The 16,163-nt window shown below is 45.6% G+C and carries 14 protein-coding genes and 1 pseudogene; 13 read left to right on the top strand and 2 right to left on the bottom strand.

The features are described 5' to 3' along the window. Window positions 1-295 precede the first annotated feature (295 nt). The 13 genes and pseudogenes from GGR02_RS10270 to GGR02_RS10210 all read left to right on the top strand — a co-directional run bounded on the left by GGR02_RS10270 (window position 296) and on the right by GGR02_RS10210 (window position 13,536). Window positions 296-2,224: a FapA family protein gene (locus tag GGR02_RS10270; protein WP_183184636.1), complete on the top strand. Its 1,929-nt coding sequence runs from the start codon at window positions 296-298 to the stop codon at window positions 2,222-2,224. Window positions 2,225-2,289: 65 nt separating this feature from the next. After that, complete coding sequence (locus GGR02_RS10265) at window positions 2,290-3,138, top strand: Cof-type HAD-IIB family hydrolase (RefSeq protein ID WP_183184635.1); 849 nt, start codon at window positions 2,290-2,292, stop codon at window positions 3,136-3,138. 203 nt (window positions 3,139-3,341) lie between these two features. Further along, a complete protein-coding gene (locus GGR02_RS10260) occupies window positions 3,342-4,154 on the top strand; it encodes an electron transfer flavoprotein subunit beta/FixA family protein (RefSeq protein WP_183184634.1) in 813 nt (270 codons plus the stop codon). Between the two features lie 12 nt (window positions 4,155-4,166). Next, complete coding sequence (locus tag GGR02_RS10255) at window positions 4,167-5,216, top strand: electron transfer flavoprotein subunit alpha/FixB family protein (protein ID WP_183184633.1); 1,050 nt, start codon at window positions 4,167-4,169, stop codon at window positions 5,214-5,216. Next, entirely contained in the window at window positions 5,209-6,504 is a 1,296-nt protein-coding gene (locus GGR02_RS10250) for an FAD-dependent oxidoreductase (protein WP_183184632.1), read from the top strand. Before GGR02_RS10255 ends, GGR02_RS10250 begins: the two co-directional genes overlap by 8 nt. Next, window positions 6,486-6,788, top strand: a complete 303-nt coding sequence (locus GGR02_RS10245; protein WP_025948820.1) for a ferredoxin family protein — start codon at window positions 6,486-6,488, stop codon at window positions 6,786-6,788. Before GGR02_RS10250 ends, GGR02_RS10245 begins: the two co-directional genes overlap by 19 nt. Before the next feature lie 5 nt (window positions 6,789-6,793). Beyond that, on the top strand, window positions 6,794-6,994 hold the full coding sequence (locus tag GGR02_RS10240) for a hypothetical protein (protein ID WP_183184631.1): 201 nt from the start codon (window positions 6,794-6,796) through the stop codon (window positions 6,992-6,994). Between the two features lie 517 nt (window positions 6,995-7,511). Then, on the top strand, window positions 7,512-9,170 hold the full coding sequence (locus GGR02_RS10235; protein WP_183184630.1) for an IS1634 family transposase: 1,659 nt from the start codon (window positions 7,512-7,514) through the stop codon (window positions 9,168-9,170). A gap of 161 nt (window positions 9,171-9,331) precedes the next feature. Then, window positions 9,332-10,449, top strand: a pseudogene (locus GGR02_RS10230) (RNA-guided endonuclease InsQ/TnpB family protein). Window positions 10,450-10,968: 519 nt separating this feature from the next. After that, window positions 10,969-11,316 (top strand): hypothetical protein, encoded by a 348-nt coding sequence (locus GGR02_RS10225; protein ID WP_183184629.1) that lies wholly within the window; start codon window positions 10,969-10,971, stop codon window positions 11,314-11,316. Window positions 11,317-11,545: 229 nt separating this feature from the next. Then, window positions 11,546-12,379 carry a 5'-3' exonuclease gene (locus GGR02_RS10220; RefSeq protein ID WP_183184628.1) on the top strand — a complete coding sequence of 278 codons (834 nt, stop codon included), beginning with the start codon at window positions 11,546-11,548 and terminating at the stop codon, window positions 12,377-12,379. Between the two features lie 13 nt (window positions 12,380-12,392). Continuing rightward, window positions 12,393-13,169, top strand: coding sequence for an SDR family oxidoreductase (locus tag GGR02_RS10215; protein ID WP_183184627.1), 777 nt, complete (start codon window positions 12,393-12,395; stop codon window positions 13,167-13,169). 10 nt (window positions 13,170-13,179) lie between these two features. Continuing rightward, window positions 13,180-13,536 carry a hypothetical protein gene (locus tag GGR02_RS10210; RefSeq protein WP_183184626.1) on the top strand — a complete coding sequence of 119 codons (357 nt, stop codon included), beginning with the start codon at window positions 13,180-13,182 and terminating at the stop codon, window positions 13,534-13,536. Between the two features lie 27 nt (window positions 13,537-13,563). Here GGR02_RS10210 and GGR02_RS10205 read toward each other — a convergent pair whose 3' ends face one another. Then, window positions 13,564-14,805 (bottom strand): glutamate-5-semialdehyde dehydrogenase, encoded by a 1,242-nt coding sequence (locus GGR02_RS10205; protein ID WP_183184625.1) that lies wholly within the window; start codon window positions 14,803-14,805, stop codon window positions 13,564-13,566. Window positions 14,806-14,825: 20 nt separating this feature from the next. Further along, a complete protein-coding gene (gene proB, locus GGR02_RS10200; protein WP_183184624.1) occupies window positions 14,826-15,944 on the bottom strand; it encodes a glutamate 5-kinase in 1,119 nt (372 codons plus the stop codon). Window positions 15,945-16,163: the final 219 nt, after the last annotated feature.

Genomic DNA, 16,163 nt, shown 5'->3' with positions numbered 1-16,163 from the left:
CTCTCGAATGGAAATCCGAGATGGCAGCTGTCTTATTTGAGTATGCCCGAATATACGGGAAGAGTATGCCTAATTTTGGATAATCAACAGCCGTGTGAAAATGTAAAGGATGGGCGAACCGCCCTCCTTTTTTTGTAAAAATATTAGCCTTAAAAAGCGTTTACTATTTTTTGAAGCGTGAAAGAATCTTTAATAAATTGAAAAAATAGTTCGTTTGCCCTACTTTTGGCACTATTTCTAAAAAACAATTTGTATATAATAGAAGTAAAGGATTGCGCGTCAAAGGGGGATAAACGTGGAAAGCGTCATTTCGAAAGGAAGCACAGTGGACGAAGCCGTTCGTTTAGGGCTTGAAAAGCTGCAAACGACGCGTGACCAAGTGTCCATTGAAATCATACAAACAGAAAAAAAGCGAATGCTCGGCTTGCTTTCGCAAGAAGCGGTTGTGAAAATTACAAAAATTAGTGAACCGCAACCAGAACAGCCAACGGCGAAAGTATGGGTGAAAGACGGACAGCTATATTACGAGTGCACCCCGACAGAACGCCCAACAATTGCAAAAGGGAAAGGCGTTCGATTGTTTTGTAACGGGAAAGAAATATACGATATGCTAACAATTGAAGAAGGCGACCAACTAGAAGTTCGCGTCGAAGAGGAGGAGAAAACAGAAGCGGCATGGAACATTACCGTCGACTCAAGAAAAATGCAGGCGGTGTTAACGGTCGAGCCGGCGGTTCGTAAATATTACGTATTGAACGATATCGCGCCAGCAAAACATATAAAGCTGCAAGCAGAGTTGCGGACAGAAGCAGAGCATACAATCCCGTACGAAGAAGTGATGAATCGGCTCCAGCAGCTTAGAATTGTATATGGCATTAACGAAGAAAAAATCAAAGAAGCACTGCAAGCAAACGAAAGAGTAAGTGTAGTCATCGCAGAAGGCAAGCCACCACAAGACGGGAAAGACGGCTGGATCGAATTAAAAGCAGGGGCGAACGAGTCGAAAAAACCGAAAGTGCGGCAAGACGGAACGGTTGATTATCGGGAAATGGAGATTATTTCAAGTGTCCAAGAGGGAGAAGTTATCGCCATCATCCACCCACCGGAGCCAGGTCTCCCAGGGAGAAGAGTGACAGGCGAATTGATTCCTGTCCGCGATGTGTTTCCAATTCATGTGCAGCTAGGAAAAGGTGTGATGATTTCTTCCGACGGCACAAGCCTTGTCGCCACGCAATCAGGGCGTCCACAAATTGTGAAAAAAGGACGAACCGTCATCGCCTCGGTTATTCCAAAACTCGTCCATCAAGGTGATGTCGATTTATCGACCGGAAACATTCGCTTTAAAGGCGACATTGAGATTACCGGTAATGTGCAAGATGGAATGGAAGTGGAAGCAGTCGGAAGCGTTGTCATTTTCCAAAACGTGAACCGCGCGAAAATTCAAGCGCAACAGTCCATTTTTATTCACCATAACTTAATCGGCGGAACGGTTGTATCTGGTGAACAAAAACTCGTCATTGCCGAACTGAGTGTGCTGTTGCATGAAATTCGGCAACAACTAGAAAAAATGATTTTAGCTCTCCAGCAACTCATTATGTTTTCGAAGTTACAAGAAAAAGATATTTATATTGTGACAAAGAAATTGTTAGAAACAAAATTTCAATCATTAATGGAAGCGGTAAAAAAATACGAGTCGATTTGCCGAACAAAAAAAGAAGTACTTAGCGAACCGTGGCTAGAACTAAGCACCCGCTTGCAATCGTGTTTTATGGCAGAACAGCCGAATCATTTTCACTGTCTAGAAAGCTTTGCTGAGCTGCTTCGCCAAATCAACGAGTTTACGAGCCAATACGAGCAAACAGACACAGATTCGGTCGAACTGTCGTATGCGTTAAATAGTGTCATTCACTGTAGCGGAGACGTCATCGTTTCCGGGAAAGGGTGCTACAACTGCAACATTTACGCCGGCGGAAAGTTAGTCATTGACGGAATTTTGCGCGGCGGAGAAGTATATGCACAAAAAGGAATTCAAGTGAAGGAAGTCGGCTCTTCTTTTGGCATTAAAACGACGTTGGCTGTACCAAAAGGAGAAACGATTCAAATCGACCACGCGTGGGAAGGCACCGTCATCCAAATCGGGAAAAAAGTATACACCTTTTTAGAAACGCGCAAAGGAATTCGCGCAAGATGGGACGAAGAAAAAGATACGATAGAACTTCAGTAGTCGGGGAGTGCAGCTCCCCTGTTTTTATTTTATAATTAGAAAAAAACGAAATGGGGGAATAAGTGATGTTAATTGCCTTGGATATGGACGGTACGCTGTTGAATTCTAGCGGACGAATTAGCGAACGAAACAAAGAGGCGATTGTCGCAGCGCAAAAAGCAGGGCATATGGTAGCAATTGCCACTGGAAGAGCATTCAACGATGCGCGCAAGCCGCTAGCAGAAGCAGAGCTCGACTGTCCGGTTATTGGGCTAAACGGGGCGGTGATTGTTCAACCTAACGGGGCGATTACACGAGATGTTCCGTTAAACAAAGACGCACTGCTTCCGACATTAGAATGGGTTCGGTTGCAACCGGACATTTATTGCGAAATATATACAAACGACGCAGTGTACGTCGGGCTGCATAACCGTGAACATTTAGTGGCAATGGCAGCTAGCGCCGAGCAGGACGTCAAACGAATCGTGGAAAAACAATTTCAGCAAGCGCGTGTGACATACGTTCCAGACATACGCGAAATATGGAACAGCGAATTGGTTTTCTATAAAATTCTCATTTTTTCTTTGCGCCGATCGTCTTTAGAAAAAGCAGCGCAGCAATTTCACTTGCTTCCAGATATAACGGTTACTTCTTCGCATCCGCACAATATCGAAATAAATCATCGACAAGCGACAAAAGGAGAGGCAGTGAAACAACTGGCAGCTACCTATGGAATCGATCTCAAAAAAACGATGGTGATCGGCGATAGCCTCAACGACCTTCCGATGTTTGCCGTGGCAGGCTACCGGGTAGCGATGGGAAATGCCGCGGAAGAGGTAAAGCAACAAGCGGACTTTATTACCATTACAAACGACGAAGACGGCGTAGCACATGCGCTCGAGAAATTAGTAGGGCAAGAGTGTTTGGTAAAATGAGCGTTTAAGAATCATATTTCGCGAGAAGCGGAATATGGTCTTTTTTTTGAACAAAATATTAAATTTTCTTTTAATTGCAACAGGGAATTTGTTGTCTATGTTAGAATATCTATACAAGGGGCAAAATAACAATAGAATAGGAGGGGAGAAGTTGTATTTATATGTGAACGAACGAGCAAAAATATCATCTTGGGGGTGGATGTATGCTACATATCGTAGCCTGTATTAAACAAGTACCAGATACGAAGATTATTAAAATGAACCCGAAAACGAACACGATGGATCGCGCAAGTGCCCCGGCGATTTTAAACCCGTACGATGCCCATGCCGTAGAAGAAGCTGTTCGGTTAAAAAAGAAGTATGGCGGAACAGTTTCTGTATTAACGATGGGACCTCCTCCAGCCGTAAAGGCGATCAAAAAATGCATTGAACTTGGCGCAGATGAAGGGTATATGATTTCTGACCGTGCGTTCGCTGGTGCAGATACCCTTGCGACAAGCTATGCGCTCACAAAAGCGCTCGAAAAAATCGCGAAGCAACGCCCGATTGACCTTGTCATTTGCGGAAAAATGACGATTGACGGGGATACAGGCCAAGTCGGTCCTGGCATTGCTCGCCGGTTGAACATTCCTCCTCTTACTGGCGTGAAAAAAGTCGTTGAAATTAATAAAGAAAAAGGATATGCGATTGTTCATCGCAAGTTAGAAGACGGCTATGAAGTCGTCCAATCAACATTGCCGTGTTTGTTTACGGTCGAAAAAGACATCAACGACATCTCCTTTGCACCATTGCCAAACATGATTAAAGCCGCACGATACCAACCGACCATCTGGACAGCAGACGACTTAGAAGACGTCGACCGCAAACAACTAGGACTCAAAGGATCTCCAACGATTGTTTCAAAAGTATGGGCGCCGCCAAAACCAGAAGGTGGCGAATTGCTCGAAGGGAGCACAAAAGAAAAAGTAGAACAATTGCTTTCGCTCGTTTTAGCGAAGAAAGAGTTGTTTCAATAGGAGGAGAGGAGCATGACCTTTGACGATTACCGAGGAATATGGGTGTATTTAGAAGTAAAAGACGGGAATATTGCGCCTGTTTCGCTTGAATTATTGGGGGCAGGAAGACAGCTTGCCGACAAACGGAAAACAGAATTGGCAGGCGTATTAATTGGAAGCGGGGTAAAACCGCTTGCCCAAACAGCGTTTACGTACGGCGCAGACGTCGTTTACGTATACGATGACCCAATTTTTGCATATTATCGAACCGAGCCATATATGCGCGCATTGCTCGATTGTTGCGAGAAACATAAACCGGAAGTGCTATTATATGGGGCAACACCGACAGGAAAAGATTTAGCAAGCGCCATCGCCACCGATTTACCGACAGGCTTAACGGCCGATACGACGATCCTCGATATTGAAGAAGATACAGGGTTATTGTTAGCGAGCCGCCCTGCATTTGGCGGAAACATTATGGCGACGATTTTATGTAAAAAATATCGTCCACAAATGGCGACCGTTCGTCCGAAAGTGATGAAAGCGCTACCACCAGATCCGTCGCGAACGGGGAAACTAGTAGAAGAGCATATTGAATTGCGCGAAGAAGAGATGCGGACGAAAGTATTAGAGATTGTAAGAGAAACGACGAAAAAAGCGCGAATTGATGAAGCGGATATTATTGTTGCTGGTGGAAAAGGCATGGGCAGCAAAGAAGGATTTCAACTTATTCACCAACTAGCCGAAGTGCTTGGTGGCGCAGTTGGGGCGAGCCGTGATGTCGTCGAAGCAGGATGGATTGACCACCATCACCAAGTCGGACAAACGGGTGTGACGGTGACGCCAAAAATTTATTTTGCGATCGGCATTTCGGGCGCGATTCAGCACGTCGTCGGCATGCAAAACTCAGAGCTCATTATCGCCATCAATAAAGACCCGAACGCACCTATTTTTCAATCATGCCACTACGGTATTGTCGGCGATGCGTTTGAAATCGTTCCGCTTTTAATCGAACGGTTCAAAGAAGAAATCCCGAAGCTAAAAGCAGCTGCCGATGTGAAGGAGGAGATTCGCCATGCCTGAAAAATTTGATTGTATTGTCGTTGGCGCAGGTCCGGCTGGAACAGCTTGTGCCTATGAGCTAGCGAAAGCAGGGGTCAACGTATTATTGCTTGAGCGCGGCGAGTATCCAGGGGCGAAAAACGTCATGGGCGGGGTGTTGTACCGCAAAATGATGGAAGATATTATTCCCGAGTTTTATAAAGAAGCACCGCTCGAACGCCCAATCGTCGAGCAACGGTTTATGATGATGGATAAAGAATCGGCTGTCACGTTTAGCTATAAAGGGTTAGAGTGGGGACGTGAGCCGTACAACAACTTTACCGTATTGCGTGCCAAATTTGACCAATGGTTTGCCGAAAAAGCAGTCGAACAAGGAGCGCTTCTCGTTTGTGAGACAGTAGCGGTCGAATGCATCGTCGAAAACGGGCGCGTGGTTGGCGTTCGGACGGACCGACCAGATGGCGACATTTATGCCGATGTCGTCGTATTAGCGGACGGCGTCAACTCGCTCTTAGCGAAACAGCTTGGCTTCCACCGCGAATGGCGACCAGATGAAGTCGCTTTAGCGACGATGGAAATTTTAAAACTCGATAAAAACATCATTGAAGACCGGTTCAATCTCGAGCCGAACCAAGGCTGTACGATCGAAATTTTTGGCGATGCAACGAAAGGAATTGTCGGCACGGGATTTTTATATACGAACAAAGATACGCTCAGCATTGGTGTCGGAACGCTTTTATCAGGATTAATTAAACATAAAATGAAGCCATATGAATTGCTTGAGTACGTGAAAAACCATCCGATGATTCGCCCATACATTCAAGGAAGCGAACCGGTCGAATATTTAGCGCACTTAATTCCAGAAGGTGGATACCATTCGATTCCGAAAGTGGCAGGTCATGGAGTGCTTGTCGTTGGTGATGCCGCTCAGCTTGTCAATGCGATTCATCGCGAAGGGTCGAACATGGCGATGACATCTGGCCGACTAGCAGCGGAAACGATCATCATGGCGAAAGCGCAAAACGACTTTTCCGAAAGCATGCTTGACCAATACCGAATGAAGCTCATGGAAAGCTTTATCGGGCAAGATTTGAAAAAATATAAAGACGCGACGCATCATTTTGAGCGCTTCCCGCAATATTTTGAGCAATATATCCCGATGATGAACCGCGCCGCAAGCCAAATGTTTACGGTCGACGGCGCATCAAAATGGGAAAAACAGCAAAAAATTTGGCGTGACCTCGGCTCGGCGAAACAAAAGTTTAAGCTGGCGCGCGATATGATGAAGGCATGGAAGGTGATGAAATGATGAAGGCGCAAACGATCGAAGAAAAGCAATATTTAGTCCGCTTCAATGCGGATACGAAATCGCATCTTCACGTGCTTGACCCGAATATTTGTTTAACGAAATGCCCGGATAAAATTTGTACGATTTTTTGCCCAGCCTCTGTGTATAAATGGGAAGAAGTTCGAATGCACGTCGGCTATGAAGGCTGTCATGAGTGCGGCAGCTGTCGCATCGGCTGCCCGTATGAAAACATTCAGTGGGAATATCCACGCGGCGGCTACGGCATCGTCTTCCGTCTGGGGTGATCGCCATGTTTCACATCGGAGACTGCGTCGTCTATATGGATGGAACGAGAGGAATTGTGTTAGAAGTGACTGACGATCGTTGCCACGTCTTATGGGAAGACTACTTCGTCAGCTGGGAGAAAAAAGAGCTATTGAAAGTCGATAAAGAGCTAACGAAAAAACAAGCAATTCGCGTTTCCTCTAACATCAGCCACCCTTTATTGTAGGGTGGTTTTTATATACAATTTATTCTGAAAAATGAATGTACGGAAAGAACATATGAGTTTATAATTGGGATTAGAAATCGGTAACGATAAGAAGATAAAAATAAGGTGAATTTTATGTTCTTTCAACTTCTATACTCGCTTGTTATTACGTTTTTGTTGTATGTACTTATTGAACGAAAAGGAAAACAACGAGAGAAGATGCTATTTTACACGTGTATTTTCATTTTTCTCTTTCTTTTATCCCGATTGTGAAGATAGTATAAAAAATTTTGCAGAAGGCATTTCCATCATCTGTGGGGTTTTTGCGTTGCTTTCATCGTCTTTGGCGAGGAGACCCCCACTTCAATGACCAAAGGGAGTAAGTGGGGGAGGAATCGCTTTTTTTGTGTTTTTGTATCACTAAAAAATATGATATAACTCACATTTCGCACCCTCTCGACAACAATCGGGAGGATTTTTTTATCTTCCTGTCGAATGAATCCTTGAAACACAAGGAAAGCAAAGGAGTTTCTACATCATGAGCGTTCAAATCCGTGCCATTTATGAAAGTTCTTATTTGAATATAATAAGCACCATTTTCAAGGATCTTGACCTCCCTCGGTTGATTGATCGCCTCGTTCCCGTGAACCCTCAATGCCAAACTCGAGCCAGCGACGTTGTCTGGCTGCTTACTTTGGATATCTTGAGCGGTCGGCAAGCACTCGTTCATGTGGAACGATGGGCGCATGACATCGATTTGCCTAAGCTAATCCGACCAGGGATTTCCCCTTCTTGGTTCAACGACGATGCCATCGCGCGTCATCTGGATCGACTGTACGACGCCAATATCCACGCGGTTCTTTCGGCCTGTCTTGTGCAAATTTACAAGAAAGAAGGCATCCCTCTTCGGGTGTTCCATGCCGATACGACCGATGTATCGGTCTACGGTACGTATGAATCGGTCTCGCCGGATGTCTTGCAGATTACGCATGGCTACAACCGACATCATCGTTGGCAAAAGCAGATCGGATTTGGGCTGATTGGCAACGAGGATGGCATTCCGTTTTATGGAGATGTACACAACGGCAACCTGCCGGATAAGACGTGGAATCCCGAGGTGTTGTCCCGTGTACAGAAACAGCTGAAGCAGGCAAAGATCGAAGAGGAATGGATTTATGTTGCCGATTCTGCCGCCATGACGAAAGACACACTGGCGCAAACGAAGGCCGCCAACGCCTTTTTGATCACAAGAGGTCCTTCTTCGCTTCGGATCGTCAAAACCGCGCTGGCCGAAGCCGATGCCCAAGACACGCCATGGAGCGCGCCATTCTCCTTAGCGGAGAAAAACGGAGCCACGTACCGGGTGTGGGAAACGACATCGACGTATGAAGGTCATTCGGTTCGGTTGATTGTCGTTGAATCCAGCGCGCTCGACCAACGAAAAGGAAAGACGCTCGAAAAAGAACGAAACCAAGAAGCAGAGCTTCTTCGTCAGAAACAAACCCAGTGGGAAAGCCGTCTGTTTTCGTGCCGAGAAGACGCCGAACAAGCCCTAGCGTCTCTAAAGGCGTCCCTTCGTCTCCGGTTCCATCGCGTCGAGGCGTCGGTCGAAGCGATCGTGCGCCCGAAAAAACGGCGCGGACGTCCGAAAAAAGGGGCGGAACCGGACATGGAGACGCTGTATGCCCTTCGCTTGAACGTGGAATTCGACCAAACTGCGTGGGAACAGGCAAGACGGAAAGCGTCCCGGTTTGTCCTTGTCACGACTGTTCCGGAGGAATGGAAAGGTCAACCGATGGACGCGAAAGAGATCTTGAAATTGTATAAAGGCCAAATCTCGGTGGAAATGAACTTCTCTTTCTTGAAAGACCCGTTCTTTACGGATGAGATTTACGTAAAAAAACCGGAACGGGTCGCGGTATTGGGTGATTTGTTTCTGTTGGCCTTGGCGATTTATCGCGTCTTCCAGCGCCGGGTGCGTCAGTTCATCACTCCGGAACACCCATTAAAGGGGGCGGGAGGCCGGAAACTGACCCGACCGACCGGACAAGCGATTTTTCCATTGTTTTGGTATGTCAGAGTCGTCCTGTTGGAACTGCCGGATGGACGAATTCAACGCGCGTTAGGTCAACCGCTCACGTACGAGCAGCGAAGGATTCTGCAAGGATTAGGGATGGACGAGAGTATTTACGTCTAACGGGATAAAGAACGACCAGCTATGGTAAAAAAAGGATACCATCACTTTTGGTGTTGGTTGAAAAGTTATTCTAAAAAACTGAATAAAAAATCCTTTTGTTCCGTCCTACCAAGGTGCGAAATATGAGATATAATATATTTAGTGAAAGAGAGGCGAGACAAATGGACATGACGTTAACAGCCAAAATAAAAATTTACCCAACAGCGGAACAAGCAGAAGTATTGAAAGCCACCCTTTCCGCTTATCGGCAAGCATGCAACGCTGTATCTGTTGTGATTTTTGACACAAAAGTGCTTGCACAAGCCAAGTTACACGACATGACTATCGTCCACTTCGAGCAAACTACGCGTTGCGTTCGCAAATGGCGCAATCTGTGATCAAGACTGTCATCGCTAGATACCGTTCCCTAAAAAGCAATGGTCATGAATGGACATTGGTTCGCTTTAAAAAACCTGAATATGATCTCGTTTGGAATCGAGATTATTCGCTTGTTCAAGGGTTATTTTCTGTCAATACGCTAGAAGGACGGATCAAAGTGCCATTCGAACCAAAAGGCATGGAACAATATTTTGATGGCTCATGGGCGTTTGGCACAGCCAAACTCGTCTATAAGCATAACAAATTCTTTTTGCACATCCCAATGACCAAAACAATTCCAATCGTAGATGAACCCCACATTCGCCAAGTGGTCGGTGTCGATGTAGGTGTTAACTTTCTTGCAGTAGCTTATGATTCGCAAGGGAAAACAACCTTTTTTAACGGACGAAAAATCAAGCATATGCGTGCGAAGTACAAACGAATGCGAAAAACCCTCCAGCAAAAAGGGACGGCTTCTGCGCGTCGGAAGTTGAAAAAAATTGGACAACGAGAAAATCGTTGGATGACGGATGTGAACCATGCCGTCACGAAGGCACTCGTTCGTCAATATGGAGAACGTACCCTTTTTGTATTAGAAGATTTAACAGGCATTCGTGAAAAAACAGAACGCGTACGTATCCACGACCGATATGAAACCGTATCGTGGGCTTTCTATCAGTTCCGTCACATGTTAGATTATAAGGCACGTTTGCATGGGTCAAAAGTGATTGTGGTTGCTCCGCATTACACCTCTTTGACATGTCCAAAGTGTGGTCATACGGAAAAAGCCAATCGAAACAAACGTATACACACCTTTTGTTGTCGAACATGCGGATATACCTCAAACGATGACCGCATTGGTGCTATGAACCTTCAACGAAAAGGAATAGAGTACATCGTTGAAGGAACGACACAGGCATGACCTGCGTCGTTGGGTAGTTGTCAACCTGCCCCTGATGCAACCTCAAGTCAAGGAAGGAGGACGAAGTCCGCTCGCACTTCTGGGGAGTTGCAAGCCCCCACTTCAAGCGTTAGCTAAGTGGGGGTAGTTGACTGGCTTTTGTTTTGCTGTTTTTCTGGTTTCGTTGTTGCTCATTTTGCTTGTTTGTGCGGTGGCAGAAGGTGTTCTTTTGTTCTTCGATAAGAAATTTCATTAGTGACGATATAAGAGACATCTTTTCTCTTGAGAAGGGAAGGGTTTACCGAATCGTTCTCCCTCTCAAGAGGTCACCAAACGAAGTGCGGTAGTAGGATTTTAAATCTTTCTTGACATAATACCATAACGTATTACCAAATAAAACGTTCATGAGTAATGAGTAGTTCACAAGTCTTCTGCTTATAAAAAGGGAATAGAGAGAAGTTTAGTTTTGCGTTGTGTTGTCTTTTTCGATAAATGTAATCTTATAAAAAATTATTTTTCATACAAAGGAATGCAATTCGAATGATTAGAACTGTTGTTTTTGTCTTGGTTAGTTTACTCTTGACTGGTTGCACAGGAACAAAGTTTTTTGAAGGGACGCTTTATAGTATTGGAGAAAATTATTTTGTCGTGGACTGTTCCCATGAAGTGAAGAAAAGGAAAAATAATGCAGAGGATATAAGCTATCCTTGTACAGTCCGAATCACAGATCAAACAAAATTCAGTGATGAAAATGGCAACAAATTAAATGTTGACGACTTTACGGAAGGAGTAACCGTGAAAGTCATTCTTGCCACTCCTCAGACTATAAGTCAAAGTAAAGAAAGCAGAGATGTTGAGGCTAGGGAGATTATATTGCTTAATCGATAGAATCTGATCCTTCAAGTGAAAAAACTGCCCGTTCGGTCGCAGAAATTGATAGGCTGGTTATCTGAATTCTGGCACTTTTAAAGCTGTTGTTTGTAAACATATTGGTAACATATAGAATCTGGTCTTGGATTAAAAAGGGGATACTCTAAAGCTTTATCATTCCACCATCCCATGTGGGGTGGTTTTTTGTTATACTTGTTGCATCGATATATAGAAAGGATAGCAGACGATGGAACGAGAACATTTGTTATTAATCGACGGGATGGCGTTATTGTTTCGATCGTTTTATGCGACAGCACCACGTTGGATGATCAATAGCCGTGGGGTGCCGACGAATGCGGTATATGGGGTAGTGAAACAAATCGAAGCGGCGACACATGCGCTTCAACCGACGCATGTCGTTTGTTGTTGGGATATGGGAAGTACGACGTTTCGCACCGAATGGTTTCCAGATTATAAGGCGAATCGAGGTGAGCCGCCGCATGAATTAATTCCGCAGTTTGATTTGGCGAAAGAAGTGGTTGAGATGCTAGGTATTCCGAATATCGGCGTACTTGGTGCCGAAGCGGACGATTGCATCGGCTCGCTCGTCAAGCAATATCGTGATGGGATGAGTATTTCGATTGTGACCGGAGACCGTGATTTATTCCAGCTTCTTTCAGAACGTGTCACTGTCTATTTGCTGGCAAAAGGCATCGGCAACTACGAGGCGTATACGCTCGAACGCTTTATTAAAGAAAAAGGCATTAAGCCACATCAACTCATCGATGTGAAAGCGCTTATGGGTGATCCGAGCGACAATTATCCAGGCGTGCGCGGGATCGGGGAAAAGCAAGCGTTTAAACTCATTCAACAATACGGCTCGATTGAAGGAATCTTGGAAAACTTAGCGAACTTAACAAACGCACAGCAACAAAAAATAACCGAACATCTCGACTTGCTTCATTTATCGCGCAAACTAGCAGCCATTCATTGCGATATTCCAATTTCGTTGCGCTTGGAAGAAGCAAAATGGGATGGCGAGCCTAGGCGATTTAGGGAAGTGTTAGCAGCGATTCGGTAAGAGGTGGATACGTTTGAAAACATTAAAGGGAAAAAAGGCGGTAGTAACAGGAGTGAGCCGGCAAAATGGAATCGGTGCGTCAATTTGCGAGGCGCTAGCTGAAGCAGGAGCAGATATTTTTTTCACGTATTGGAGCGCATACGACCGTACGATGCCGTGGGGGATAGAACAAGACGAACCGCTTCACATTCAACGAAAGCTAGAAGCGCTCGGTGTCGTGTGCCATTCCTTGGAATTCGATTTATCTAAGGAAGAAGCCCCGCAAATATTGCTTGATAAGGTGTGCGAGGTGTTTGGTGTACCGGATATTTTAGTAAACAACGCGTGCTATTCTGTTTCGCTTCCTTATTCAGCGTTAACAAGCGACATGCTAGACCGACATTATTTTGTCAATGTAAGGGCGCCGATCATGTTAAGTGTGGCATTTGCCAACATGTTTGAAAAACCACAAGGTGGGCGAATCATTATGATGACATCAGGACAGTCGCTTGGACCGATGCCGGGAGAAAGTGCATATGCAGCGACAAAAGGGGCAATCGATGCGTTTGTGAAAACGTTCGCCGTCGAAGCAGCCGAGAAAAAGATCACCGTAAACGCCATCAATCCAGGACCTACCGATACAGGGTGGATGAACGAAGAACTAAAACAATACCTTCTTGCGAAATTTCCGTTTGGTCGAATCGGCACACCAAAAGACGCCGCGCGCCTCGTTCGCTTTCTAGCAAGCGACGAAGCTGAATGGATTACCGGGCAAGTCATCCATTCGGAAGGTGGATTTGTGCGGGGATAGGGGGGATAGAATGAATAGAAAAAAAGCGCTATTATTTGCTTTTTTTCTTATCCCCGTTCCATTTATTTTTCACTTTTATGAGTATGGACGACATATGGAACGGAAAGAAGCGCCATTTTTACTGATTGGATTTTTGCTCGCTATTTTGCTAGGGGGCGTCATCGCAGCAAAGATAAATATATTGCTCGTTAGTTTGTTGAATGGAATCAATTTAGTGTTCTCTCTACTTTTCGCCGCCGTTTTTATTCCAGATGATCCTGGGTGGTTTACCGTAGTAGGGAGGAACGGAGCAGTCGTTTTTATTTGGGTGATTTATTTCGCTGGGCAAATGGTCATAAAAGGAGTATTGCATGTTGTGCGAAAATAAAACCCAGCCCCACATAGAGGCTGGTTGTTATTTCCGCACTTGCCCATTCCCGTACACGAGCGTTTTTGTTGTCGTGATGGCGCGCAAACCCATTGGACCACGAGCGTGCAGTTTTTGTGTGCTAATGCCGATTTCAGCGCCGTATCCGAACTGTTCGCCGTCGGTAAAGCGGGTGGAGGCGTTATGGTACAATACAGCGGCATCGACGCGAGCGAAAAATTGTTCCACGTGTTCCTTGCATTCGGAAATAATCGCTTCGGAATGTTTCGTGCCGTAGCGATCGATATGTTCAATCGCTCCGTCCACCGTTTCGACGAGTTTCACCGCTAAAATAGGGGCTAAAAATTCAGTCGCCCAATCTTCTTCTGTCGCTTCACGGACGAACGGATATGCAGCCGCAAGCCGTTTGTCGCCGCGCAGTTCAACCCCTTTTTCGTGCAACGTTTCAAGCAATTCTTTTGTATATGTCCACTTTTCGTGAATCAATACTGTTTCGACCGCGTTGCATACGGACGGGCGCTGGAGTTTCGCGTTCAGAACAATGTCGATCGCCATTTGTTTTTGCGCGGATTCGTCGATAAAAATATGGCAGTTGCCGACGCCTGTTTCTAACACAGGGATCGTGGCGTTTTCGACGACCGATTGAATAAGGCCAGCGCCACCGCGCGGGATGAGGACGTCCAAATATTCTTTTAAACGAAACATGTGTTGTGCCGTTTCGCGGCTCGTATCTTCTAGCAGTTGAATCGCATCGATTGGAATGGCAGACCGATTTAACGCTGCTTGCATGACCGAAACGAGCGCTTTGTTCGAGTGAATGGCGGAAGAACTGCCGCGCAACAAGACAGCATTTCCTGTTTTTAAGCAAAGACTAGCCGCATCGACTGTCACATTTGGCCGCGCTTCGTACACCATCCCAACGACGCCAAGCGGTACGCGAATTTGTTTCAAGATTAGCCCATTTGGTCGCGTCCATTGTTCGATCGTTTCACCGACCGGATCTGGTAGGTCGATGACTTGGCGAACGCCATCGGCGATTTGATGGATGCGTTCTTCGGTAAGTTGCAACCGATCAAGCAAGGAAGGGGAGAGCCCGTTTTCTTTTCCAATCGCCATATCTTTTTCATTTTCGTGTAAAAGATATGGCATTTGCGCAATCAACGCTTCTGCGATCATCGAAAGCGCTTCGTTTTTTTCTTCCGTCGATAAAATCGCTAAACGTTTCGCGGCTTGTTTCAACTTTTTTGCTTTTGTTAGTAATTCACTCATCCGTTTTCGCTCCTTTCGTTTTAGCGGACAGGCGTCCTTTTTAAGCAAACTAAATGATCGCGATGAATGACTTCTGGGCGGTGGTGGAAAGAATATTTTTTTGCTTGTTCACTTGCCATTCCTTTTACTTTTTGTAAGTCATCCGCCGCATAATATACTTGCCCTCTAGCGATCACATCGCCTTTTTGGTTGACGACGTTGACGACATCGAGCGCTTGAAACGAACCGAATACATTCGTTACCCCAGCAGGTAACAAACTTTTCCCTTTATGCAAAAGGGCGTTTTCTGCCCCTTCATCAATTTCAATCGTACCTGCAACTTCAGAATGGTACGCGATCCATTGTTTACGCATTTGCATATGTTCTTGAAAAGGGGAGCCGATATACGTTCCGTCGCCTTTTCCTTCTAAAATATGTTTCAATTTTTCTTTTCCTGTTCCTGTACCGATAAAGACGCTGACGCCGAAAGAGAGTGCCTTTTGGGCGGCAAGCAGCTTCGATTTCATGCCTCCTGTTCCAACCGTTGACCCGCTTCCGCCTGCTTGTTCCATCAGTTCGTCAGTAATTTCGGAGAGAAAATGATATTTTTTTGCTTCTGGGTGGCTCGGATGTTGGTCATATAGCCCGTTAATATCCGTTAAAATGATTAAGGCATCCGCATGCAAAAATCCGCTCACCAAGGCAGACAATAAATCGTTATCCCCAAACGTCAACTCTTCAACAGAGACCGAGTCATTTTCGTTAATAATCGGAAGCACGCCACGTTCTAGCAATGTAGAAATTGTCGCAAATAAGTTGCGAAATCGCTCGCGATCGTAAAAATCTGCGCGTGTCAACAACAATTGCCCGGTAACGATATCAAACGAACGAAAGGCGGAAATGTAGCTTTGCATCAGCATTCCTTGCCCGACAGCGGCAGCGGCCTGTTTCCCCGCAATCGTTTTCGGACGCGAACGATACCCAAGCAATCCAAACCCGGCGGCGACTGCTCCGGAAGAAATGAGGATGACATCGTGCCCAAGCTGTTTCATATACGCAAGCGCTTCGACATGTTCGCGAAGTTTTTGCTCCGAAAGCGTCCCGTTTTTTTCGGTTAGCGAGCTGCTTCCGATTTTCACAACGATTCGTTTTCTTTTCACGTTTTCACCCCCTAGAAATAAAAAACGCTTTTTCGCCCTTATAGAAAAGGACGGAAAAGCGTTGTTTCCGCGGTACCACCTTTTTTGGCGCAATGCGCCCACCTCTTGCCCTGTAACGTAGGGGAGACGGCTTATGTTTGCATAAGCGGCCATATAGGGTAGGTTCAACCGACTTTCCGTGAGGAACCTTCCAGCCTACGGATTCCACTCTCTTGCACG

The organism is Anoxybacteroides voinovskiense (assembly GCF_014196205.1).
Classification (GTDB): Bacteria; Bacillota; Bacilli; order Bacillales; family Anoxybacillaceae; genus Anoxybacteroides; species Anoxybacteroides voinovskiense.
Note: the sequence above shows the minus strand (reverse complement) of the source record. Positions and strands in the feature narration are given on the sequence as shown.

Coding starts and splice junctions, on each gene's coding strand:
- GGR02_RS10265 (WP_183184635.1), top strand. CDS start 2,290: ATGTTAATTGCCTTGGATATGGACGGTACGCTGTTGAATTCTAGCGGA.
- GGR02_RS10225 (WP_183184629.1), top strand. CDS start 10,969: ATGATTAGAACTGTTGTTTTTGTCTTGGTTAGTTTACTCTTGACTGGT.
- GGR02_RS10255 (WP_183184633.1), top strand. CDS start 4,167: ATGACCTTTGACGATTACCGAGGAATATGGGTGTATTTAGAAGTAAAA.
- GGR02_RS10260 (WP_183184634.1), top strand. CDS start 3,342: ATGCTACATATCGTAGCCTGTATTAAACAAGTACCAGATACGAAGATT.
- GGR02_RS10205 (WP_183184625.1), bottom strand. CDS start 14,805: ATGAGTGAATTACTAACAAAAGCAAAAAAGTTGAAACAAGCCGCGAAA.
- GGR02_RS10245 (WP_025948820.1), top strand. CDS start 6,486: ATGGAAGGTGATGAAATGATGAAGGCGCAAACGATCGAAGAAAAGCAA.
- GGR02_RS10250 (WP_183184632.1), top strand. CDS start 5,209: ATGCCTGAAAAATTTGATTGTATTGTCGTTGGCGCAGGTCCGGCTGGA.
- GGR02_RS10235 (WP_183184630.1), top strand. CDS start 7,512: ATGAGCGTTCAAATCCGTGCCATTTATGAAAGTTCTTATTTGAATATA.
- GGR02_RS10210 (WP_183184626.1), top strand. CDS start 13,180: ATGAATAGAAAAAAAGCGCTATTATTTGCTTTTTTTCTTATCCCCGTT.
- GGR02_RS10240 (WP_183184631.1), top strand. CDS start 6,794: ATGTTTCACATCGGAGACTGCGTCGTCTATATGGATGGAACGAGAGGA.
- GGR02_RS10220 (WP_183184628.1), top strand. CDS start 11,546: ATGGAACGAGAACATTTGTTATTAATCGACGGGATGGCGTTATTGTTT.